Here is a 21,570-nt window from a genome sequence, read left to right as displayed (position 1 = left end):
CGGGGCGCCGGCCCGCCGCCTCACGAAGCGACGGCGGCCGGTGCGGGCTCGTGTGCGGTGGCGGCGCGGGCGGTGCGCGTACGGTGCTCCAGCGCCAGCGCGACGGCCACGATCACGATCAGCGCGACCAGTTCGGCGGCGGCTATCCACAGGCCCAGCGGGATCACCGCGAGGGCCGCCACCGCGGCGGTCAGCCGGATCCGGGACGGCCCGATGCCCACGATCCGCCGGTACGCGGCGTCCCCGAGCAGGTAGAGCGCCAGGCCGCCCGCCAGCGAGATCGCCGGAGCCGCGTGCAGTCCCTCCCAGGCGTGCCCGACCGACTTCTTCAGGCCCGCCGCGGTCACGATCACGCCGACGATGATCGGGATGTGCGCGTAGAAGTAGCCGAACATGGTCATCTGGGTCCGGGCGACGTCGTCGGCCCCGGCCAGCGACTCCTCGGCGCGCTCGTCGTCGCCGACGAAGTAGGTCCACCAGATCGCGGCGGCGAGGGCCAGGCCCAGGGTCACCGCGACGACGAGCCCCGCGTCCAGCTTCTGGTCGGCCGCGCCGATCCCGACGGCGATGACCGACTCGCCCAGCGTCACGATGACCAGCAGCCCGTGCCGCTCCACGATGTGCGAGGCCTGGATGGTGAACCGGCCGCCCGCCGGGACGATGTACGGCTGGATGATCGGCACCACCAGCGCGACGATCCACAGCGCGTACACCGCCGGGCCGTGGTCCAGCAGCCCGGCGAAGATGATCAGCACGGCGGCCAGCAGGTTGGCGGGCAGCACGCGCAGGATGTTGGGGTTGGCCTGGGCGAAGAGGCTGACGTGCGCGATCACCAGCACCAGGTAGCCGAACCCCCACATCACGCCGCCGCCCTTGAACGCGGTGGGGGTCGCGAGCGCGGTCAGGAAGAAGCCGACCATGCCCACCAGGAGCAGCAGGCGCCGGACGTTGGCGGTCGGGGACATCATGTTGGTCAGCCAGGCGTACCCGCCGTACATCCACCACAGGACGCCGAACATCAGCACCACCTGCAGCAGCCCCAGCGGGTTGGGCTCCTTGACGAACACCCCGGTCAGCTGGGTGATCGCGAACACGAACACCAGGTCGAAGAAGAGCTCCAGCGTGGTGACGCGGTAGACCTCCTCGCCCTCGTCCGGAGCGGCCGGGGTCGCAGGGGCGGACGGGGAGGGAGGGGCGGACGACGACATGACTGCCTCACAAGCAGGGGGAACGGGCGCCGGGGCGGCAGCGTAATTATGTAATCAATTCGCCCGCTGTCAATACCCCGGCCCCGGCGTCGTCCCTGGTCGGGCGTCAGGTCCGGTCGTGCCCGGCCGGGATCGCGGGCGAGGCTGACCGCAGCAGCGTTCCCGCGCGCTGGTCCAGCAGGCCGGTGAGCAACTGCTGCCCGTACCCCAGGGCGAGCGCCCAGAACAGCAGCGCCGGCTGGGACGTGATGTCGGACAGGCCCGGCAGGAAGCCCGACGCGAGCCCGAACAGCCCGACGATCGCGGTCGCCGCGCCGGTCGGCGCCTTCAGCAGGGCGAGCGGTACGGCCAGCGAGTGCCGGGTGGGCAGTTCGTCGCTCGTGCTGAGCGAGCGCGCCGCCGACAGCGCCGCGCCCAGCAGGCCCAGGAGCGCGACCAGCGGCACGTCGCCGCCGCGCGGGGCGTGATGCGGACCGCTCGGGCACATCAGCGCTCCGGCGGCCTTGTCGTTGAAACAGAGCGGCACGGCCTCGGGCCAGTAGGCCCCGGCGGCCACGAACCCGCCGACGAGCAGCAGGAGCATCACGAACGTTCCGATGAGCACGTTGCGGAACCGGCGCACCCGCCCGTTCTCCACGGCCTGCTGGAAGTAGGCGCCCTGCGCCGAGGCGACCAGCATGTGCCGGTCGGCGGGCGTCAGGTGCTCGGGGTCCAGCGACTGCGCCGTGCCGAAGCGCCGCTCCAGCGCGACCCGGCGCGGGTCCTCGGTCGACAGGTAAGCCCGTACGAGCGCCAGCACCTCCGGGACGCGCCCGGCGACCTGCTCGACCGGCTGGAGCGCCAGCAGCTGCACGGAGCCGGTGTTGATGTTGAACCAGGCGCCGTCCACCGCGCGCCCCGAGACCCAGTCGCGCAGCTTCCGGCGGCTCGCCGCGTAGTAGCGCGCGAGGACGACGTGGCGCAGGATCGCGTCGTAGCTCGCCGCGATCTCGTCGCCCTCCCACGGACGGCTCTCCGCCGCCGGAGCGGCGGCACCGCCGACGAGCGCGCCGCGTACGTCATGCCCCGCGGCGGGCCTCGTGGCGGGCACTGTGGCGGGTCTCGTGGCGTGCTCGCGCGTGGGGCGGGCCCGGCCGGCAGGGGTGAAGTGCAGGGCGCCTGAGTGGGCGACGGCGCGCCTGGCGTCCGCGAGCAGCTGTACGGCGCGCGCCTCCACGTACGCGCGCCAGGCGCCCGAGGCCCCGAACCTGCGGTAGGCCCAGGTCCTCGGCGCCCGCAGAGTTCGCCGTACCAGCCGTCGTTTGCGCCGCACCATCGCCTCATCCCGTCATGTCACTGAGCGTGCTCAGATGGCTATCGACGGTGACGAATGGTGGTGTTAGCGGATCGGCCCAAGATGTAGCCCGACGGTGACCTCAGGCCGTTTCGGCGCCCGGGCCTCAGGCCGTTTCGGCACCCGCGGGCTCGGCGGCCTTGAGCGCGATGTCGGTGCGGTGATGCGACCCACGCAGGCCGATCTTGGTGACGGCCTCGTACGCGGCCGCACGGGCGGCGCCGAGGTCCGCGCCGGTGCCGACCACGCTGAGCACCCGCCCGCCGCCGGCGACCAGGCGGCCGTTCTCGTCGAGCTTGGTGCCCGCCTGCAGCACGTACGCGCCCTCGACCGCGTTCGCCGCGTCCAGGCCGGTGATCTCGTCGCCCTTGACCGGGTCGGCCGGGTAGTTCTCCGCCGCGACGACGACCGTGACGGCGGCGCCCTGGTACCACTCCAGGCGGGTGGTCTCGGGGTTCAGGCCGCCGATCGCGCAGGCTTGCAGCAGGCCCGCCAGCGGGGTCGCCAGCCGGTCCAGCACGACCTGGGTCTCCGGGTCGCCGAAGCGGGCGTTGAACTCCACCACCCGCACGCCCTTGGCGGTCAGCGCGAGCCCCGCGTACAGCACGCCGACGTAGGGGGTCTCGCGGCTGCGCAGCTCGTCGATCGCGGGCTGGACGACCGTGGCCATGACCTCGTTCACCAGGCCGGCGGGCGCCCAGGGCAGCGGCGTGTAGGCGCCCATGCCGCCGGTGTTCGGCCCGGCGTCGGCGTCGTAGGCCCGCTTGAAGTCCTGCGCGGGCAGCAGCGGCACCGCGTTCTCGCCGTCGCACAGCGCGAACAGCGACACCTCGGGCCCGTCCAGGAACTCCTCGATCACCACGCGCTCGCAGGCGGCCGCGTGCTCCAGGGCCGCGGCGCGGTCCTCGGTGACGACGACGCCCTTGCCGGCGGCCAGCCCGTCGTCCTTCACCACGTACGGCGGGCCGAACTCGTCCAGCGCGTCCTCGGCCTGCGCGGTCGTCTCGCAGACCCGCGCCGCCGCGGTCGGCACGTTCGCCGCCGCCATGATCTCCTTGGCGAACGCCTTGGAGCCCTCGATCCGGGCGGCCTCCTCGTCCGGGCCGAAGCACGGGATCCCGGTGAGCCTCAGCGCGTCGCCGACCCCGGCCATCAGCGGGGCCTCGGGGCCGATCACGACCAGCGAGACGCCGAGCCGTCCCGCCAGCTCCACCACCGCCTGCGGGTCGGTCGGGTCGAGCGCGTGATTGTCGGCGATCTCCGCGGTCCCCGGATTTCCGGGCGCGCAGTGAAGCGCCGTTACGGCGGGGTCGCGATGCAGGGCGCGGGCGAGAGCATGCTCGCGGCCGCCGGATCCAAGGAGGAGTACTCGCACGTCCGGATCCTAGTGGCCCCCGGGACCCGCCGCCCCGCGGACGGTGTGACCAGCGCCACGGCGTCCCCAGGGCAACTTGAACGATGACCGCAACGTCATATATGTCGGCTGGTAAGCTTCAAAAGCTTGTGGCCTTGACGCCTAGGAGTGAAGGGAGGTGGTCGGGATGAGTCCTGGTGATCCTTGCAGTACCGCGGAGTCCCCTCACAGTCCGAGCTGGACTGATCTTCCGTCCGCCTCTACCAGGCGTCCGGCCCCAGCCTCCGCGCGCTCCTCGTTCTGACACAGCGGGTTGAGCGCGCTTCGCGCGTGTGGCCGGAGGGTTAGGAGCACCCCATGGCCATGACACGAGTCCGCCCTGGCCGCGCGACCATGTCGATCTTCAAGACGCGTGGCCGCCCCCACGCCGTCCCGGCGCAGTCCGCGCACCGTGATTCGGCGGTCATCGATTGGGCCGCCTACATCGACGGCAACCGCATCTCGACCGACACCATCGACGACGCCGTACGGATGATCCGCGACGGCCGCCTCGACAAGGCCGGCGATCGGGGGCCGCGCGGCGAAGCCATGGGGGCGGAACATCGGGGGCGGCGGGGCGAAGCCATGGGGGCGGAGGAGAGCGCCGGCTTCGTCTGGGTCGGGCTGCATGAGCCGTCCGCCGAGGAGCTGACCGAGCTCGCCGAGGTCTTCGGCCTCCACCCGCTGGCCGTCGAGGACGCCATCAACGCCCATCAGCGCCCCAAGCTCGAGCGCTACGACGACGTGCAGTTCTTGGTGATGAAGACGGTCGGCTACGTCAGCCGCGACCCGGCAGGCCCCGAGGTCGTCGAGACCGGCGAAGTGATGATCTTCTGTGGCCCCGACTTCGTCGTCACCGTGCGGCACGGCACGCACTGCGAGCTCGGCTGCGTCCGCAACGAGCTGGAGAAGGACCCCGAGCGCCTCAGCCTCGGCCCGAGCGCCGTGCTGCACGCGGTCGCCGACCGGGTGGTGGACGGCTACGTGAACGTCGCCGACGCCGTCATGGAGGACATCGACGAGGTCGAGGAGGCCGTCTTCTCGCCCGAGCGCACCGACGAGTCGCGGCGCATCTATCGCCTCAAGCGCGAGGTGATTCAGCTGAAGCGCGCCGTCGGCCCGCTCGCCGGCCCGCTCCGCAACCTGACCAACCGCCGGTTCGTACCGAGCGAGATCAAGGAGTACCTGCGCGACGTCGAGGACCACCTCACCCGCGTCCGCGAGCAGGTCGAGTCCTACGACGAGCTCCTCAACCCGATCCTGCAGGCGCACATGACCCAGGTGACGGTCGCCGACAACCAGGACATGCGCAAGATCTCCGCGTGGGGCGCCATAGCGATGGTGCCGACCGCGATAGCGGGGGTCTACGGGATGAACTTCGACTACATGCCCGAGCTCAAGTGGAAGTACGGCTACGCGCTGATCATCGGCGTCATCGCGACCATCTGCATGTCCCTCTACCGCGGCTTCCGCCGTAACGGCTGGCTATAGCGGTTCGGCCGGCTCAGCCGAGCGGCTGGGTGCGGAGGGGGCGCGGGACCGGGAGGCCGTGCTGCTTCAGCACGTTCCGCAGCCGGTCGGGGTAGTCGGTCACGATCGCGTCCACGCCGTAGCCGATGAAGCGGGCCATCTCGTCCGGCTCGTTCACCGTCCAGACCACCACCGGGAGCGCGAGCGAGTGCGCCGCGCCGACCAGGTCGAGGTCGGCGAGCACGTGCTCGGGGGACAGCACGGTCGCGCCGATGTCCAGCGCCGCACGGGCCGGATCGTCGGGCTCCATGCCCGCCAGCCACGTGGTGCCGGGAACGAGCGTCTTGGCCTCGATGAGCGCCACCCGGGCGGCCCGCGGGGCGTACCGGCGCGCCTCCAGCAGCACCCGCCAGTCGAACGCCAGCAGGCGGCTCCGGCCGAGCAGGTCGAACGCCGACAGCACCTGCGCGACGGCCGCGGTGAACAGCGCCACGTCCGCGTCGGGCCAGGACGGGTCGGTCTTCAGCTCGACGGCGAGGTCGACCCCGGGCGCGCGGGACAGCAGCGCGCACGCCTCGGCGAGCGTGGGGACGGGCGTGCCGGGCAGCGGCTGGTGCGTGAGCTTGAACGGGTCGTCGTCGGAGCGGCGCCGGATGCCCGCGTCCAGGGTTTTCACCTGGTCGAGCCTGAGCTCCCTGATCGGCCTGCCGACGTAGGGGAAGCCGGGGTCGCCGGGGTTCGCGGGGCCGGTGTCGGCGACGTTGACGGGCGAGAACGCCTGGTCGTGGTTCAGCACCACGACCTCGTCGGCGGTCAGCCCCACGTCGAACTCGATGGCGTCGACGCCGAGCTCGAGGGCGAAGGCCAGGCCCGGCAGCGTGTTCTCCGGTCGCAGTCCCCGGGCGCCGCGGTGGCCGTGGAGCTCGACGGCACCCCCGAACGAAGTCACGGGTGGAACGCTACAAGGAGTGACCGATCAACGGGTGGCCGACCGGTGATAAACCGCTGAACGGATGAGGGACGCGGGGCGCGTGCGCGCCCCGCGTGCTATGAGCGTGTCGTGACGGGCGGTCAGACCAGGGAGCGGAGCTGCAGGGTCTGGTCGCGGCCCGGGCCGACGCCGATCGCGGAGATCTGCGCGCCCGACATCTCCTCGAGCGCGTGCACGTAGTCCTGCGCGTTCTTCGGGAGGTCGTCGAACGTCTTGGCGCCGGAGATGTCCTCCTGCCAGCCGTCCAGGTACTCCAGGATCGGCTTGGCGTGGTGGAACTCGGTCTGCGACGGGGGCATCTCGTCGTGCCGGACGCCGTCGATGTCGTAGGCGACGCAGACCGGGACCCGCTCCAGGCCCGACAGCACGTCGAGCTTGGTGAGGAAGAAGTCGGTGATGCCGTTCACCCGCGCGGCGTAGCGCGCGATCACCGCGTCGAACCAGCCGCAGCGGCGGTCGCGGCCGGTGGTGACCCCGTACTCGCCGCCGGTCTTGCGCAGGTACTCGCCCTGCTCGTCCAGCAGTTCGGTGGGGAACGGCCCCGAGCCCACACGGGTGGTGTAGGCCTTCAGGATCCCGATCACGCGGTTGATCTTGGTGGGGCCGACGCCGGAGCCGGCGCAGGCGCCGCCCGCGGTCGGGCTGGAGGAGGTGACGAACGGGTAGGTGCCGTGGTCGATGTCCAGGAGCGTGCCCTGGGCGCCCTCCAGCAGCACGACCTTGTCCTCGTCCAGCGCCTTGTTGATCACCAGCGTGGTGTCGGCGACGAACGGCTTCAGGCGCTCGCCGTACTCCAGGTACTCCTGCACGATCGGGCCGGTCTCGATCCGGCGCCGGTTGTAGACCTTGGTGAGCACCTGGTTCTTCTCGCGGAGCGAGAGGTCCAGCTTCTGGGTGAGGATGTTCGGGTCGAACAGGTCCTGGACCCGGATCCCCATCCGGTTGATCTTGTCGGCGTACGCCGGGCCGATGCCGCGGCCGGTGGTGCCGATGCGGGCCTTGCCGAGGTAGCGCTCGGTGACCTTGTCGAGGGCACGGTGGTGGGGCATGATCAGGTGCGCGTCGGCCGAGATCAGCAGGCGTTCGCAGCTGATGCCGCGGTCCCGCAGGCCGTCGATCTCCTGCAGCAGCACGCCCGGGTCGATCACCACGCCGTTGCCGATCACCGGGACCACGTCGGGCGACAGCACGCCGGACGGGAGCAGGTGCAGGGCGTAGCTCTTGTCGCCGATGACCACGGTGTGGCCCGCGTTGTTGCCACCCTGGTAGCGGACGACGTAGTCGACGTCTCCGCCGAGCAGGTCGGTGGCCTTGCCCTTGCCCTCATCTCCCCATTGGGCTCCGACAAGAACGATGGCCGGCATGCCGCTGTTTCCTTCCCACGACGAAGGCCCCTGATCGCAAGCGCGAAGGGGCCTCTTGCGATCAAATCGTACCCGTCCCGGGGGGCCGAAGAAACCGCAGGCCGTGATCACTGCGCCTGGAGGGACAAGTGAGGCCCGGCCGCGTCAGGCGGCCGGGCCCACTCGAAAGCTCGTCCGCTCAGGCGTTCACGACGCTCGCTCAGGCGTTCAGGGCGTCGGCGGCGGTGGGGCTGCTGTCGCGCAGGAACGTCTTGCAGCGCTCGGCCTCGGCGTCCTCGCCGATGGCCGCGGCGGCGCGTCCCAGGGCGTGCAGGGCCCGCAGGAAGCCGCGGTTGGCCTCGTGCTCCCAGGGGACCGGCCCCTGGCCCTTCCAGCCTGCCCGGCGGAGCTGGTCGAGCCCGCGGTGGTAGCCGGTGCGCGCGAAGGCGTAGGAGTCGATGACGCCGCCCCGGGCGAACGCGCGGTCGGCCAGTTCGGCCCACACGCCGGGGTAGTCCGGGTGGCGCGCGGCCACCTCGAACGGGTCGACGCCCTTCTCCAAGGCCTCGCGGGCCTCGACGTTGTCCGGCAGTTCGGTCGGAGGCACGCCGCCGAGCAGGTTCTGGGTCATGCCGGTCATCGTAAGTGGCAACCGGGGGCGACCATCACCCCGGGATCGCAGATCGTCCGCTATGCCACTTTCATGCCGCGTTCAGTGGCTCGGCGGGCAGCGGGAGCGGCAGCCGGTAGTGCACTGACCCGTCGTCGCTGCACGGGCGTACGGAGGGCCAGGTGCCGCGGATGGCGGACATGGCGATCCGGTTCTCCAGCACCACGTCGGCGTCGAACTCGCTGATGCCGCGGCGTTCGGCGAGCTCGGCCAGGAACGCCACCATGCGGCGGCCGAGGCCGCGACGCTGCCACGGGTCGGCGACCAGGACGGCGAGCTCGGCCCGCCAGGGCTCCTTGCGGTCGCGCACGTACTCGGCGATCCCGACGATCTCGCCGTCGAGCAGCGCCACCATGGCCTCCCGGTCCCAGTGGTCGAGCATCAGCAGCGAGCGCAGGTAGGCGTCCGGGAGCCGCGGCGTCCCGGAGAAGAAGCGCGTGTAGAGGCTGCCGGTCGACAGCCGGTCCGACATCCGGCGGATCCGCTCGTCGTCGGTCATCCCGTACGGCCGGATGCGCACGTCGTCCATGCGGGCGACGCTGCCCGCGGCGAGTTGCTTCATAAAACCCATTGGAGCGCATCGAGTTTCGTGAAGCAACCCTCAGGCCGTGTCACGCGATGAATCTCAGGAAACGAAACCAGGCGGACGCAGGCCCGTATCAGGCGTACGCGGGCCGATATCAGGCATAGGCGGGCCTATGTCGGGCGTACGCAGGCCTCTAGGCCCTGAACGGGCCCTAGGCGCCCGGACCGGGCCGCTGCTCGACGTCCCGGGGGCCGAGGTGGACCCCGCACGCGTCGCACGTGAGCTGCTCGGTCAGCGCTCCGGAGCACCCCTTGTGCCCCACCAGCACCGGCGGCCCCTCGGGGGCGTAGTGGCGGTCACCCCACATCAGCAGGGTCATCATCGCCGGCCACAGCTCGACGCCCTTGCGCGTCAGCCGGTACTCGTAGCGCTCAGGCCGTTCCTGGTAGGGGACCTTGCGCATCAGGCCCTCCTCGCAGAGGCGGGCCAGCCGGTCGGTCAGCACGTTGCGGGCGACGCCGAGCTCGTCCTGGAAGTCGTCGAAGCGCCGTACGCCCTCGAAGGCGCTGCGGATGACCAGCATCGTCCACCGGTCGCCGACGATCTCGAGCGCACGGGCGATCGAGCAGTTCTGGTTGTCGTAGGTGCGGGGCAGCACAGCTACGACACTACCTAAGTTGTCTCAAAGAACCTACTGGCGAAAAACAGGCGCCCGCCGCGGCCGGAAGGCCGCGGCAGGCGCCTGGACGTGCGCTCGCCGCTACTTGATCTTCTTGCCCGCGGAGAGGAGGTTCTCGCAGGCCTCGACGATGCGGGCGGCCATGTTGGTCTCGGCGGCCTTGCCCCACGAACGCGGGTCGTACTGCTTCTTGTTGCCGACCTCGCCGTCGACCTTCAGCACGCCGTCGTAGTTGCGGAACATGTGCTCGGCCACCGGCCGGGTGAAGGCGTACTGGGTGTCGGTGTCGATGTTCATCTTGACGACGCCGTACGACAGCGCCTCGCGGATCTCCTCGAGCGTGGAGCCGGAGCCGCCGTGGAAGACCAGGTCGAACGGCTTCACCTTGTTGTACTTGGCGCCGACCGCGTCCTGGATCTCCTTCAGCACCTCGGGGCGCAGCTTCACGTGGCCCGGCTTGTAGACGCCGTGCACGTTGCCGAACGTCGCCGCCAGGATGTAGCGGCCCTTCTCGCCCAGCCCGACGGCCTCGACGGTCGCCAGGGCGTCATCGGTGGTGGTGTAGAGCTTCTCGTTGATCTCGCCGACGACGCCGTCCTCCTCGCCGCCGACGACGCCGATCTCCATCTCCATGATCACGCGGGCCTGCGCGCACTGCTCGATCAGCTCGGCGGCGATCTGCAGGTTCTCCTCCAGCGGCACGGCCGAGCCGTCCCACATGTGCGACTGGAACAGCGGCTCCTCGCCGCGCGCCACCCGCTCCTGGGAGATCTTGACCAGCGGCCGCATGAAGCCGTCCAGCTTGTCCTTCGGGCAGTGGTCGGTGTGCAGCGCGATGTTCACCGGGTACTTGGCGGCCACCACGCGGGCGTACTCGGCGAGCGCGGTCGACCCGGTCACCATGTCCTTCACCGTGGACCCGGACAGGTAGTCGGCGCCGCCGGTGGACACCTGGACGATCCCGTCGCTCTCAGCCTCGGCGAAGCCGCGCAGTGCGGCGTTCAGCGTCTGGCTGGACGTCACGTTGATGGCGGGGTAGGCGAAACCGTCCTGCTTCGCACGGTCGAGCATCTCCGCGTAGACCTCAGGGGTCGCGATGGGCATTTGGCACTGTCCTTTCGTACGCGTGGGTGCATGCCTGGCCGGGCGCTTCCCCGGATGTCCGCCGCGTCGTCTGCCGCGCAGGTCAGTGCTCCGGGGCCATGGATGTCGCTTCCCGGCCAGTATCTCGAATTTCGGGGCCCAGGCCAGCGGAGGGGGTGCCGGGCCGCGTCGGAAACCCGTTCAGAATGGGGGTTCCTGGGCCGCTCAGGACCGGCTTCTCAGGTATTCGGGACGCTACGGCAGGTACGCTCGCGGTGTGGATCTCACGCTCATTTCCCTCAACGTCACCGAGTGGCTGCACCCCACCGCATGGCTGGAGCTGTTCGGCACCTTCGCGACCATCGGCGTGATCGCCATCATCTTCGCGGAGACCGGTCTGCTCATCGGATGCATCCTGCCCGGCGACTCCCTGCTCTTCACTGCGGGGATCCTCACCGCGGTCACCACCGTCGACGGCCACGACTTCCAGCCGCTGTCGCTGCCGTGGCTGCTGATCGGCGGGCCGATCGCCGCGATCGCCGGCGCCCAACTGGGCCACTGGCTCGGGGCCAGGTACGGGCGCAAGCTCTTCGACCGCCCCGATTCCAAGATCTTCCGGCAGGAATGGGTGGAGAAGGCCGAGCACTACTTCAACCGCTTCGGCCCGGCCCGCGCGGTGGTGCTGGCGCGCTTCATCCCCATCGTGCGGACGTTCCTGAACCCGCTCGCCGGGATGCTCGGCATGGACGCCCGCAAGTTCTTCGTCTGGAACGTCGTGGGCGGTGTGATCTGGACCGACATGCTGTTCCTGCTCGGCCACTTCCTCGGCACCAGCGTCCCGAACATCGAGCGCTACATCCTGCCGGGCGTCGCCGTCATCCTCATCCTGTCCCTCATCCCAATCGTCCGGGAGATCCTGAAGGGACGCGGGGGTCAAGGCAACGGTCCGAATAAGAATGGCTCTGAAGAGTCACGTCCGTCGCTCAGCGGTGACAGTTATCGCTAACCTCCCCATGTGGGACGTCATCGGTCGGACCCTCGGGGTCTCGCGCGCATACTGATCGCGGCCATTGCCGTGGTGCTGGCATTAGCGCTACTCGTCGTGGGCGGGATGGCGTTGGTGAACGCGCTGACCTCCGACGGTGGCGATCAACCAGGTCCCACGGGGACCGCGACGGCTTCGGGCGGTACCCCCCATTCCGCCACGGCGCCGTCCAAGGGTGCGTCCGCCAGCGCCAGTGCTGCGATGCCCCTGGTGATCCGCGTGGTCGGTGCGCCGACCACCGTCGTCGTGACCGTGCCCGGCACCGGCGAGGTGCTGCGCCGCGGGGTGCTGAACACCGGCGAGGCCGAGCAGTACGACAAGGCCCCGCTGAACGTGGTCGTGTCCGACGCCGGCTCGGTCGAGGTCACCATCTACGGCGAGCTGCAGCAGCGAGGCGCCGCGGGACAGCGGCAGGAGTGGCTCGTGCCGAAGAAGTGAGCACGAGAGCGTGACAACAGGGCGGGGGCGCCCGATCGGCCGAGAAGCCGGATCGGGCGCCCCCGTCGCTTTGGTCTGCCCGCGCCCCGTCAGCCGAGCCGTTGTGTCAGCCGAGGCCGAGGTCGGGAACGGCGTACGGGTGCCGGTAATCCAGGCCCTCGGCCGCGATCCGCTCGGCGGCGCCGCGTTCCAGGATCGTGGCCACGGCGACGACCTCCGCGCCCGCCTCGCGCAGCGCCTCCACGGCGGTCATGACCGAGCCGCCGGTGGTCGAGGTGTCCTCCACGGCCAGCACGCGACGGCCGGCGACGTCCGGGCCCTCGATGCGGCGCTGGAGGCCGTGCTGCTTGTCGGCCTTCCGTACGACGAACGCGTCCAGCTTGCGGCCCTGGGCCGCGGCCGCGTGCAGCATCGCCGTCGCGACCGGGTCGGCGCCCAGCGTGAGCCCGCCGACGGCCTCGTAGTCCAGGTCGGCGGTCGCCTCGAGCATCACCCGCCCGACCAGCGGCGCCACCGCGCCGTCCAGGGTCACCCGGCGCAGGTCCACGTACCAGGACGCGCGCTTGCCCGACGACAGGACGAAGTCGCCGTGCACGACGGCCTTGTCCTTGATCTCTTTCAGCAGGTCATCACGATCGCTCACACCAAGAACCCTAGTCATGGCGAGCGGACCGGCGTTGCCGGGTACGGTTGCGTGGACGTTCGAACGGCAGGAAGGTCCCAGAGGTGACGCCCGGCACCATCGTCCTGCTGCACGCCCCGTACGCCGCCGCCACCTCCTGGGGCGACCTTCCCGAGATGCTCCGCTCGTACGGCATGGACGTCATCGCGCCCGACGTGGCCGACGCCGCGGGCCCCCGCTACGTGGCCCGGGCCTCCCTGATCATCGCCGCGACGGCGCCCTCCGCGCCCCTCGTGCTGGTCGGCCACGGCGCCGCCGGGCCGATCCTGCCGGGGATCGCCGTCGCCCAGCAGGCCGCGCACCGCAAGGTCGGCGGCTATGTCTTCGTGGACGCCGAGCTGCCCCGCCCGGCCCGTCCGGACTCGCACGACCACGACCACGACGGCGACCCGGGCCCCGATGAGCGCGAGGTCGCCGGGCCCGCCGACTGGCCGGACGCGCCCTGCGCCTACCTGGCGACCGACCTGGACGAACGCGCCCAGGAGATCAGGCAGGCCCGCCTGCGCGGCTGGCCCGTCGCCGAGCACGAGCCCCCGATCGCCGTCGCCCAGTCCCTCAGCGAACTGATCACGACGCTTTAGCGGGGGCCCGCGAGCGCGTTATGGGCTATGCGTTCTTGAGCAGGTCGTCGAGGAGGGCGTCGTAGTCGTCCTCGTCGCGGCCCAGATCGATGCGGGCCCGGTAGCGCAGCCGCAGTAGCGCCTCCAGGCTGTCCTCCGCCAGCGCCACGTCGTCCGGGCCGGGCGAGAAGGACTCGGGTACGTCGCCGGGTTCGCCCGCGTCCACACCCGCGCCCGTGCCCACCGCACGGTCGCGCAGGGCGAGGATCACGTCGGCTCCGGTAGTGGCCCATTCGTGCGCGCCGGTGGCGTCGCCCTGGGCGTAGAGGACCTCCGCAACGGCGCGGTAGACCTCGGGGTCGCGAGGGGCGTCGGCGCGGATCTCCTCGACCAGGCGGCGGGCGGCATCGCCCTCGCCGGTCTCGAAGAGCGCGTCGGCGAGGTAGGCGCGCGGGTCCCCGTAGGTCTCGCCGCCGTCCTCGATGGCCTTGCGGTACAGCTCGGCCGCGCGATCGTGATCGCCGGCGTGCTGCCACTGCTCACCCGCGCGCAGCAGCACGTTGGCGCGTGACACCCCTCCGGACACCGACTCGGCGAGCTCGGAGAGCCGCCGGGCCGCCGAGATGTGATCGCCGGTGCGCAGGGTGTCGAACTCCAGATCGTCGAGATCGTCTTCCGTCACATGCGTCACGCTTCAACGCTACCCGCCGCTCGCCGACCGAAGCGGGCGAATCGAGGATGATCGTGAATTACCTACACGTAAACGTGCGGATCAGCGCTCTCACCTGCGGGTACAGGACTGTCACTCGGGTGAGGGAACGTTGTCACCGGCGAGAACGTTCGAGCGCGTCCCAGAAACCGCGGCGCAGCGCGTGCCGTACCTCGTCGTGCAGCAGGAAGTCGATCGGCAGCGAGGAGCCCTGGAGCAGCCGGGCCTCAAGATCGGAGGGCATCCGCGGCTTGCGCGCGAGAACGGCCTCCAGCCACAGCGCGGGGGCGTCGCGGGCGACGGACTCGCCGAAGTCCTGGCCCTCCTGGTGGGCGGCCTTGACCGCGTCCGACAGGGTGGGCGCGTTCTGCTGCTGAACGGGGAGCGGCGCGATCTGCTGCGGCCCGGTGTAGGGGCCGTGCGGCGGGCTCGGCGGCGGCGCGGGCGTCGGGGACGGCGTCGAGTACTGCGGCCCGGTGATCGGCGTGCTCGGCGGGGTGGCGCTCGGCGTCGGCGCGGCGTGGATCGAGTTGGACGAGGACGTCGACGGCCCGTTCGAGCCGGGCGACTGGCCCAGGCCGGAGCTGGAGCCGAGCCCGGTCAGGCCGGAGATCCCGGAGGTGCCGCCGAGGCCGGAGCCCGCGCCCATGCCCGAACCGCTGCCCAAGCCCTGGCCCATGCCCGATCCGGTGCCCATGCCGGAGTTGCCGGTCATCCCTGAGCCGGAATTCATCCCCGAGGCGCCCGTCAGACCCGAGCCGGTCATGCCCGAGCCGGTCATCCCGGGGTTGCCGGTCATGCCGGAGGCGCCACCGAGGCCCGAGGCGCCGGTGACGCCCGTACCGGCGCCCATCCCGGAGCCGATGCCCGAACCGGCCGGCGTGCCCGAGGGCAGCTGCGGCTGGCCGGTGATCGGCGAGGACGGCGGCGGGGCGGCGTGCGGGCCGGACTGCAACTGGCCGAGCGAGCCGGTGGTCGAGGTGCCGTGCCCGTTCGACAGCGGGCTCGGGATGCCGGGCAGCGCCGACGTGCCGGTGTCGTAGCCGGCCAGCAGGTTGACGAACGGCCGCAGGTGCCCGGTGCCGATCTCGATCAGGTCGTCGCACTCCTGGCGCAGCACCCGAGAGATGGTCCAGTTGCCGTCGACGGCCACGTGCACGACCGTCACGCGGACGCCGAGGTCCTGGGCGTCGGCGACGACCTGCGCGAGGTCCTCGTCGCCGCTCACGACGACCGCGTCGGCGAGCGCGCCGTTGCGCGCCAGCGCCATCAGGTCACGGTGGATCTCGGTGTCGACGCCCTCGCGCCGCCCGGGGCGGATCCGGCCGAGGCGCAGCTTCAGCCCCGGCAGGTCGGCGAGCGCGTCGTGCTCGGGGGAGCGGCGGCCCTCGACGGTCGCCTCGTACCAGTAACAGCGCAGCAGCGGCAGTCCGGTGCGTTCGCGGGACAGGTTGCTCAGCAGTTGCAGCAGTCCGCCGAAATCCCAGGAGACCGTTTCTCTATGGCGCGTGCCATGCACCGCCATGGCGCCGTCCGCCAGCAGGTAGCCGGCGTCTACGAACAGCGCGCAGCGATCCATGCGACACCGCCCTTCCTCATGCACGGGAGCTTTTGGGTTGCCCACACCACGATCAGGGGGACCATCAGTCGGGTGGCCTGCCCTTCCTGCTCTCGGGGACGTGGGCCGACGAATGACCCCGGGCCCCTATAGCGTAGTGAAGCCCCTAAGCCCCGTAGGCCAATACGGCGATTCGCCACTCTTTCACGAGCGTTAGCTACGCGTAACCCTGAAGTCAGAGCCATGCGGCCCGATGTCAGAGCGCGGAGGTCGGCACGATCGCCAGCGCGGACGCTACCAGCCGTTCCGGTCTGTCCATAATGCTTCCTCATGATCTTTACGGGAAGAATCGGTTACCGGGTCAAGCCGTAGCCAGCCCGCTACCCGCGCTTCAACTGCGCATGGGTGCGGTGACGGTCACGACCCCCGCGAGGTAGGCGTCTTGCTTGCTGGTGAGGCTGAGGGTCTTCCCGCTGTCCAGCGTGGCAGCAAAGTAACCGACATCTACCCCGAAGGTAAGGGCCGGGCCGATCGCACCGGCCGCCGAACTGTCCAGCGCGTTGTCCGCCGAACGGATTCCACCGCCCGCCGCGGGCTGCAGCGGACGCCCGTCCAGCAGCACCCGGTCGCCCTTCAGGTCCGCGTCGCCCTCCCACGCGACCACCCCGATCCGGGCCTGCTGGGCCGTCGCGAGCAGCCCGTTCACCGGAACGTCCACGCGTTCGGCGGCGTCCGGCCCGAGCGCACGCGCGCCGTCGAGCACCATGGCCTGCTGGTACGGCGCCTTCGGGTCGTTCACGACCACCACCAGGCTCCAGCCCGCGTAGTGCGACGTGCCGGCGCGCGTCGGGACGTCCGCGCCCCACCACTCGCCGCCGCCGTTGCTGCGCACCAGGTCGGTGACGTCGGCGAACGCCTGGTAGGCCGAGAAGTCAGGCAGCCGCCCGCACTCCGCCCGCGACGAACGGATCGAGGTGTACGTGCCGCCGGGCGGACGGATCTTCGCGGTCACCGGACCGCACCCGTCGCCGGCCACGCCGGACCAGTAGAGGCCCGCCCACAGCACCTTGGAGCCGGAAGGAACATCAAGGCGCGCCGAGCTGGAGCTCTTCGTGGAGGCGTCGTGGTCCAGATCGAGCGGCGCCATGTCCCAGAAGTCGTTGTCGCGGTGGTCGCCCTGGCGCTTCTGTGCCTTGGCGCAGCCGTGCTCCTGCTTGGCGTCGCAGCTGAGCAGCGCGTTGCCGGTCGCGACCGTACGGACGTGGCCGTCGACCGCGAACCGCGCGGGCAGACCCGCCTGGGCGACGCCGTCCTGAGCCTTGGCCGTCGCCGCCTGCTGGTCGCCGGAACGCAGGGTGACCTGGGGCGGCGTTCCATAGGGAGCGGTGGTGCCGACGTTCACATGTAGATAAGCGGACGTCGCCGCACCCGACTTCAGGGGCTCGTGCGTGCAGCGCAGCCGCAGCCCGGGATCCGCAGGCTTGGCGCCGCCGGTGATGGGGCGGCAGCTCCAGTCGTCGCCTGGCGCGACCGCGGGCTTGAAGATCGCCGAGTTGCGGCCTGTGGGACCGCCCGCGTACGTCACGCCCGGCGGGAGGTCCACGTCGGCGGTCAGATCGCGGGACGGGCCGCCGCCACCGTTGTTCACGGACATGGCGACGATGCCCGGCTGGTCGCGCAGCAGCGTCCCGACCGTGCCGATGCGGGCCGTGAGGTGGGGCGGCGGCGCGGGCGCGGCCGGGGGAGGCGGCTTCGGCTTGGGCTTCTTGGGTGCGGGCTTGGGCTTCGGCTTCGGCGCGGGCGGCGGAGGCGGCTTCGGCGCGCGGGGCCTGGGCTTCGGCTTGGGTGGTGTGGCGGGCTCGGCGGCCGTCGGCGGCTTGTGAACGCGCTTGATCGGCTCCTTGTGGGAGACCAGCAGCAGCCCGAGCACGGCCGCTGCGGCGACGGCGGCCATGCCTCCGCTGAGCACCTGTTGCTGGCGCTTCGGCAGGTGACGGAACCAGGTGATGATGCCGCCCGCCGCCGCACCGCCCTTCGCGGCCGCGAGGTAGGCGGCGACCGCGCTGCCCAGGATGATCGGGCCCAGAGCCTCGCGCAGCGCGGTGTTGACGTCCGCCAGCTCCAGATAAATGGCCTTGCAGCGTTCGCAGTCGTCGAGGTGCTTCTCGACCGCCTTGGTCTCGCGCTTGGCCAGGCCGCCCCGCACGTACGCGCCGAGCTTGTCGAGAGCGGCACGGCAACGTTCATCGGTGATCGGCGCCGCAGCGGCGCCGACGGCAGCGGCGGCACCTGCGGCAGTGGCGGCCTCGGGGATCTCGCCCGTCGTGGCTCCGGCGAGATGCATCTGGAGATAGGCCTGCCGCAGTCCCTCGCGGGCACGGTAGGCGAGCGCGGCGACGCCGTTGGCGGTCAGACCGAGCAGCGGCGCGACGTCGGCGGGCTTGGCCCCCTCGATCTCGGTGTGCCACAGGACGGCCTGCCAGCGTTCGGGCAGCGACCGGTAGGCCCGCACGATCATCGACCGTTCGAGCCCTTCCAGCGCCGGGTCGACGAACGGCTCGCCCGGGTCGTACAGCTCGATCTGGTCGGTCGGCTGCAGTCGCTTCTCGCTGCGGTAGCGGTCGTAGACCGTACGGCGGACCGCGGTCAGCAGGTACGGGCGGAACCCGGCCTGCGGCCCGCCGCCACGGCGCAGCACGTCCAGGATCTTGGTGAAGGTGTCCTGGACGGCGTCCTCGGCGCGGTCGCCGTCCACCAGGCTGCGGGCGAGCTTGCGCGCCGAGCCCAGGTGCCGCTCGTAGAGCAACCCGTACGCCGCGACGTCGCCGCCCCGGATGCGGGCTATGAGCACCGCGTCACTGGACTCGGCCAGAGCCAGATTCGACGCGGTCTCGCTCACGCGACCCTCCCTTGGGCAACTGATTGTGATCTCTTGACCACACAACGTCGCGGGAGATGATTCCGCAAACCGCGTCATGACTAAACCGACTCGCCGTCATAGGTCTGAGAGGACGAACCGCGGGGGAACCCCGCGGCTTGATCGACTCGGCGAGCGGAGGCGGGATGGCATACCTCTGGAGCGGCGCGCTCCCGGGGGACCGGGCGAGCGGCCCCGGCACCGACGAGCTGCGGGATCGCTGGCGTTCGCGCAGCATGGAGGAGGGCTGGTCCCTGCCCTCGGACTGGTGGAGCCCGGCCGTGGAGGCGGTCGTGACCGCCGTGCACGCCGGACACGGGATGGCGGTCGCGTGCGCCCGCCTCGGCCAGGCGCGCGGCCGGGCCGGCGTCGGGATCGGGGAGACGCTGGACGACCTGGGCGCGCTGTTCTCGGTACTGAGCTGGCCCGATCCGCCGCTGTCGCTGGTGCGGTGCGCGGCCGAGGGCTGGGTGGACTCCGGGCTCATGGACCTGGCGGGAAAGACCTGCGAGGACCCGCTCACCGGCCTGATGACCCTGTCGTACCTGCGCAGCCGCCTCAGCGAGATCTACCGCGCGGCGGCGGCGCTCGGCGGGGCGCCCGAGACGGCGGTCGGCGACACCCACTGCCTGGTCATGGTGGATCTGTCGGACGGTTCCGAGCCCTGGCGGCGGCTGGCGCGCGCCGTCGTCGTCGCGCACGACCTGCGCGCGGTCTTCGACGGCGGCGAGACGCTGACGCTGGTCGGCACGGGCCGGGCCGCCGCCCTGGTCCCGGTGAGCCCGCGGCTGGTGTTCAACATCGCCGCGCTGCGCCGGCTCCTCACCCAGACACTCACGCCCGACCATCCGGACGGTCACGGCGAGTCAGGTCCGGGCGGCGTCCTGGTCTGGGTCGAACGGCTGCCGGACGACCTCGAGGAGGCCCAAGCCCTGCTGGAGGTGTTAGCGCGTTGACGGGTCGCCGCCCGTGAGCCGAATCGGCGTCCGGCGATCGATCCAAGACCGTCCGGACAGCGAATAGCTCATGTGAAACACGACCCATCCCGGGCCGCCCGGACACCGGCCGCTTGAACAGGGGCGCGGCCGGTAGCCGGAATGCCCGAAAACGCCATCGGCGTCGCGCTCCCCCGGCGAGGGGGCGGGGGTCCGGCGCCGATGGTTCCCTCCCAGCCGCCGCGACGAGCGGGGCGCGGCAGCGCTGGGTGCACAGGCGGGTGCCCGTTCCGGCGAGGGGGCGGAACGGGCACCCGGCCTGCAAGGGCCTACTCGGGCGGCGTCAGCGGATGTCGGCGCGGCCCAGCTCGGTGAGGGCGGTCTCGCTGGACGGGGACTCCCAGCGGACGTGGCAGTCGCGGCCGGACAGCTCCACCGTGCAGATGGCGTTGTCGAACCACGGGCCCTTGGTGCGGTGCCACTTCAGCGGCGGCTTGGGGACCTTGGACATCTTGGCCAGCAGCCGGAACGGCCAGCCCGTCGCGTGGCTGCCCGCCACGACGTTCGCCATGCGGAACTTGCCGATGAGGGGGTTGCGCAGGGGCGAGCAGACGATCTGGGAGATCACTGACTGCGTGCGCGGCTCGGTGACCCTGGCGAGGTAGGAGTAGTGGATGTCGCCGGACAGGAACGAGATCGTCGCCGGCGGCCGGCCGCGTTCACCGCGCCCGACGGCCACCACGTCCTCGGCGACGGCGCGGAAGGACTTCTCGAACGCCGCCCAGTGCTCCAGGTCGGCGGCCTGCCGTATCTTCTCGCCCAGCCGGGCGGCGCGCGGCCCCCAGGCGCCCTCGGCCATCGCCTCGTTCCACGCCTCGGCGTGGTGGATGGCGCGCGGCAGCAGGTAGGGCAGCGAGCTGGCGATCAGCAGGTGGTCGACGTCGCCCTGGCACTGCTCGTCCAGCCACTGGAACTCCAGGTCGTCCAGCATGCCGCGCCGTTCGGGCGTCAGCAGCCGCGAGCAGCGGCTGTCGACCACGACCAGGCGGCTGCCGTTCAGGTCGTGCGCGTAGCTCCACCGCGTGGTGGCCGGTTCCTTGTCGGCCTGCTCGGCGAACTCGTCCAGGATCTTGCCGGCGTCCCCGCCGCTGTCGGACGCCTCGCGCACGGCCTTGTAGATCGGGTCGGCGGCGCGTTCCCGCGCGGACAGGTTCCCCAGGTGCTGGTAGATCCAGTACGACCCGATGCCGCCGACGATCCGGGCCCGCCACCAGGACTGCGACCACATCTCCTGGCGCCAGCTGTGCGAGGTGTTCCAGTCGTCGCGGATGTCGTGGTCGTCGAAGATCGTGAGCGTCGGGACCGTGGACAGCAGCCACCGCACGGCCGGGTCCTCGCGCCAGGCCAGCTGGTAGAGGTGGGTGTAGTCCTCGAAGTCGGCGAGCTCACCGACGGGCGGCTCGTCCGGGTCCCTGCGGCTCCTGATGAACGCGCGCATCTCGTCGCTGAGCTCGTCGGCGTACACCTGGTCGCCGACCATGAGCAGCACGTTCGGCCAGTGCTCGTCCGACCCGGCCGCGGCGGCGTCGGCCAGGCGGTGGGCGTACGCGGCGAGCGCGTCCAGGCCGTGCTGGTTGGTCGAGTCGGGGGAACGGCGGCAGGAGCCGAACGAGAGCTTCACCCGGTGCTCGGGGTCCAGCGTGCGGATACGGCTCGCCGGGAAGCGGGTCTTCGGGTCGGGCCATACGATCTCGTCGCCGACCGCCACCGAGTAGGGGGTCTCCGAGCCCGGCTCGAGCCCGTCGATCTCCACGATCGCGTAGTGGTGCCCGTGCACCGTGAACGTCCGCGCGGCCGCGTCGAGGCCGTGCTCGTCGTCGAAGACGCGTACCTCGCCGGGGTGATCGACCTCCACCCACACCGTCGCGGTGCGTTCGCCGACAAATCTGAGCAGGGGGCCGAGAACCAAAGCGGTCATACTCCGCATCCTTAGCGGAATGCGGGCGGCCACGTCCATGGTTTCCATGGTT

The 21,570-nt window shown here is 71.2% G+C and carries 19 protein-coding genes; 5 read left to right on the top strand and 14 right to left on the bottom strand.

What is annotated here, in order from left to right; translation table 11 throughout:
* Positions 1-20 precede the first annotated feature (20 nt).
* The 3 genes from J4573_RS19190 to purD all read right to left on the bottom strand — a co-directional run bounded on the left by J4573_RS19190 (position 21) and on the right by purD (position 3,916).
* Positions 21-1,208, bottom strand: coding sequence for a low temperature requirement protein A (locus tag J4573_RS19190; RefSeq protein WP_208257107.1), 1,188 nt, complete (start codon positions 1,206-1,208; stop codon positions 21-23).
* 106 nt (positions 1,209-1,314) lie between these two features.
* Positions 1,315-2,520: a hypothetical protein gene (locus J4573_RS19185; protein ID WP_208257106.1), complete on the bottom strand. Its 1,206-nt coding sequence runs from the start codon at positions 2,518-2,520 to the stop codon at positions 1,315-1,317.
* Between the two features lie 127 nt (positions 2,521-2,647).
* Positions 2,648-3,916 (bottom strand): phosphoribosylamine--glycine ligase, encoded by a 1,269-nt coding sequence (gene purD / locus J4573_RS19180; RefSeq protein ID WP_208257105.1) that lies wholly within the window; start codon positions 3,914-3,916, stop codon positions 2,648-2,650.
* Positions 3,917-4,252: 336 nt separating this feature from the next.
* On the opposite strand from purD, the gene J4573_RS19175 reads away from it, so the two are divergent.
* A complete protein-coding gene (locus tag J4573_RS19175; RefSeq protein ID WP_208257104.1) occupies positions 4,253-5,425 on the top strand; it encodes a magnesium and cobalt transport protein CorA in 1,173 nt (390 codons plus the stop codon).
* Positions 5,426-5,438: 13 nt separating this feature from the next.
* Here J4573_RS19175 and J4573_RS19170 read toward each other — a convergent pair whose 3' ends face one another.
* The 6 genes from J4573_RS19170 to fbaA form a co-directional block, all read right to left on the bottom strand.
* On the bottom strand, positions 5,439-6,353 hold the full coding sequence (locus J4573_RS19170; protein WP_208257103.1) for a glycerophosphodiester phosphodiesterase family protein: 915 nt from the start codon (positions 6,351-6,353) through the stop codon (positions 5,439-5,441).
* A 122-nt stretch (positions 6,354-6,475) separates the two neighbouring features.
* Positions 6,476-7,759, bottom strand: coding sequence for an adenylosuccinate synthase (locus J4573_RS19165; RefSeq protein ID WP_208257102.1), 1,284 nt, complete (start codon positions 7,757-7,759; stop codon positions 6,476-6,478).
* A 199-nt stretch (positions 7,760-7,958) separates the two neighbouring features.
* Positions 7,959-8,378 carry a DUF3151 domain-containing protein gene (locus J4573_RS19160; protein ID WP_208257101.1) on the bottom strand — a complete coding sequence of 140 codons (420 nt, stop codon included), beginning with the start codon at positions 8,376-8,378 and terminating at the stop codon, positions 7,959-7,961.
* Between the two features lie 61 nt (positions 8,379-8,439).
* The gene (locus tag J4573_RS19155; protein WP_243773221.1) at positions 8,440-8,970 is read right to left on the bottom strand and encodes a GNAT family N-acetyltransferase; all 531 of its coding nucleotides are present in this window, start codon (positions 8,968-8,970) and stop codon (positions 8,440-8,442) included.
* 175 nt (positions 8,971-9,145) lie between these two features.
* A complete protein-coding gene (locus J4573_RS19150) occupies positions 9,146-9,592 on the bottom strand; it encodes a winged helix-turn-helix transcriptional regulator (RefSeq protein WP_307796707.1) in 447 nt (148 codons plus the stop codon).
* Positions 9,593-9,694: 102 nt separating this feature from the next.
* Positions 9,695-10,717, bottom strand: coding sequence for a class II fructose-bisphosphate aldolase (fbaA, locus tag J4573_RS19145; RefSeq protein WP_208257099.1), 1,023 nt, complete (start codon positions 10,715-10,717; stop codon positions 9,695-9,697).
* 256 nt (positions 10,718-10,973) lie between these two features.
* On the opposite strand from fbaA, the gene J4573_RS19140 reads away from it, so the two are divergent.
* A complete protein-coding gene (locus tag J4573_RS19140; protein WP_208257098.1) occupies positions 10,974-11,702 on the top strand; it encodes a DedA family protein in 729 nt (242 codons plus the stop codon).
* A 240-nt stretch (positions 11,703-11,942) separates the two neighbouring features.
* Entirely contained in the window at positions 11,943-12,179 is a 237-nt protein-coding gene (locus J4573_RS54100; protein WP_243773220.1) for a RodZ domain-containing protein, read from the top strand.
* A 106-nt stretch (positions 12,180-12,285) separates the two neighbouring features.
* Here the strand turns inward: J4573_RS54100 and pyrE are convergent, their stop codons facing one another.
* On the bottom strand, positions 12,286-12,822 hold the full coding sequence (gene pyrE, locus J4573_RS19130) for an orotate phosphoribosyltransferase (protein ID WP_208257096.1): 537 nt from the start codon (positions 12,820-12,822) through the stop codon (positions 12,286-12,288).
* 83 nt (positions 12,823-12,905) lie between these two features.
* Between pyrE and J4573_RS19125 the strand changes: the two genes are divergently transcribed.
* Complete coding sequence (locus J4573_RS19125; RefSeq protein WP_307796706.1) at positions 12,906-13,442, top strand: hypothetical protein; 537 nt, start codon at positions 12,906-12,908, stop codon at positions 13,440-13,442.
* A 25-nt stretch (positions 13,443-13,467) separates the two neighbouring features.
* On the opposite strand, the gene J4573_RS19120 is transcribed toward J4573_RS19125, so the two are convergent.
* The 3 genes from J4573_RS19120 to J4573_RS19110 form a co-directional block, all read right to left on the bottom strand.
* Positions 13,468-14,112 carry a tetratricopeptide repeat protein gene (locus J4573_RS19120; RefSeq protein WP_307796705.1) on the bottom strand — a complete coding sequence of 215 codons (645 nt, stop codon included), beginning with the start codon at positions 14,110-14,112 and terminating at the stop codon, positions 13,468-13,470.
* A 133-nt stretch (positions 14,113-14,245) separates the two neighbouring features.
* Entirely contained in the window at positions 14,246-15,709 is a 1,464-nt protein-coding gene (locus J4573_RS19115; protein ID WP_208257095.1) for an NYN domain-containing protein, read from the bottom strand.
* A gap of 370 nt (positions 15,710-16,079) precedes the next feature.
* Positions 16,080-18,587 carry a sigma-70 family RNA polymerase sigma factor gene (locus J4573_RS19110; RefSeq protein ID WP_307796703.1) on the bottom strand — a complete coding sequence of 836 codons (2,508 nt, stop codon included), beginning with the start codon at positions 18,585-18,587 and terminating at the stop codon, positions 16,080-16,082.
* 164 nt (positions 18,588-18,751) lie between these two features.
* On the opposite strand from J4573_RS19110, the gene J4573_RS19105 reads away from it, so the two are divergent.
* Positions 18,752-19,561: a hypothetical protein gene (locus J4573_RS19105; protein WP_208257093.1), complete on the top strand. Its 810-nt coding sequence runs from the start codon at positions 18,752-18,754 to the stop codon at positions 19,559-19,561.
* Positions 19,562-19,883: 322 nt separating this feature from the next.
* Here J4573_RS19105 and J4573_RS19100 read toward each other — a convergent pair whose 3' ends face one another.
* Positions 19,884-21,518 carry a DUF7800 domain-containing protein gene (locus J4573_RS19100; protein ID WP_208257092.1) on the bottom strand — a complete coding sequence of 545 codons (1,635 nt, stop codon included), beginning with the start codon at positions 21,516-21,518 and terminating at the stop codon, positions 19,884-19,886.
* Between the last annotated feature and the right edge of the window lie 52 nt (positions 21,519-21,570).

It is taken from the genome of Actinomadura barringtoniae, from assembly GCF_017573505.1.
GTDB classification, from domain to species: domain Bacteria; phylum Actinomycetota; class Actinomycetes; order Streptosporangiales; family Streptosporangiaceae; genus Spirillospora; species Spirillospora barringtoniae.
This window is presented reverse-complemented; position numbering and strand designations above follow the sequence as displayed.

Excerpts from the sequence above, each read along its gene's own strand:
- J4573_RS19190 (WP_208257107.1), bottom strand. The coding sequence starts at position 1,208 with ATGTCGTCGTCCGCCCCTCCCTCCCCGTCCGCCCCTGCGACCCCGGCC.
- J4573_RS19175 (WP_208257104.1), top strand. The coding sequence starts at position 4,253 with ATGGCCATGACACGAGTCCGCCCTGGCCGCGCGACCATGTCGATCTTC.
- J4573_RS19165 (WP_208257102.1), bottom strand. The coding sequence starts at position 7,759 with ATGCCGGCCATCGTTCTTGTCGGAGCCCAATGGGGAGATGAGGGCAAG.
- J4573_RS19160 (WP_208257101.1), bottom strand. The coding sequence starts at position 8,378 with ATGACCGGCATGACCCAGAACCTGCTCGGCGGCGTGCCTCCGACCGAA.
- J4573_RS19155 (WP_243773221.1), bottom strand. The coding sequence starts at position 8,970 with ATGAAGCAACTCGCCGCGGGCAGCGTCGCCCGCATGGACGACGTGCGC.
- fbaA (WP_208257099.1), bottom strand. The coding sequence starts at position 10,717 with ATGCCCATCGCGACCCCTGAGGTCTACGCGGAGATGCTCGACCGTGCG.
- J4573_RS54100 (WP_243773220.1), top strand. The coding sequence starts at position 11,943 with ATGCCCCTGGTGATCCGCGTGGTCGGTGCGCCGACCACCGTCGTCGTG.
- J4573_RS19115 (WP_208257095.1), bottom strand. The coding sequence starts at position 15,709 with ATGGATCGCTGCGCGCTGTTCGTAGACGCCGGCTACCTGCTGGCGGAC.
- J4573_RS19105 (WP_208257093.1), top strand. The coding sequence starts at position 18,752 with ATGGCATACCTCTGGAGCGGCGCGCTCCCGGGGGACCGGGCGAGCGGC.
- J4573_RS19100 (WP_208257092.1), bottom strand. The coding sequence starts at position 21,518 with ATGACCGCTTTGGTTCTCGGCCCCCTGCTCAGATTTGTCGGCGAACGC.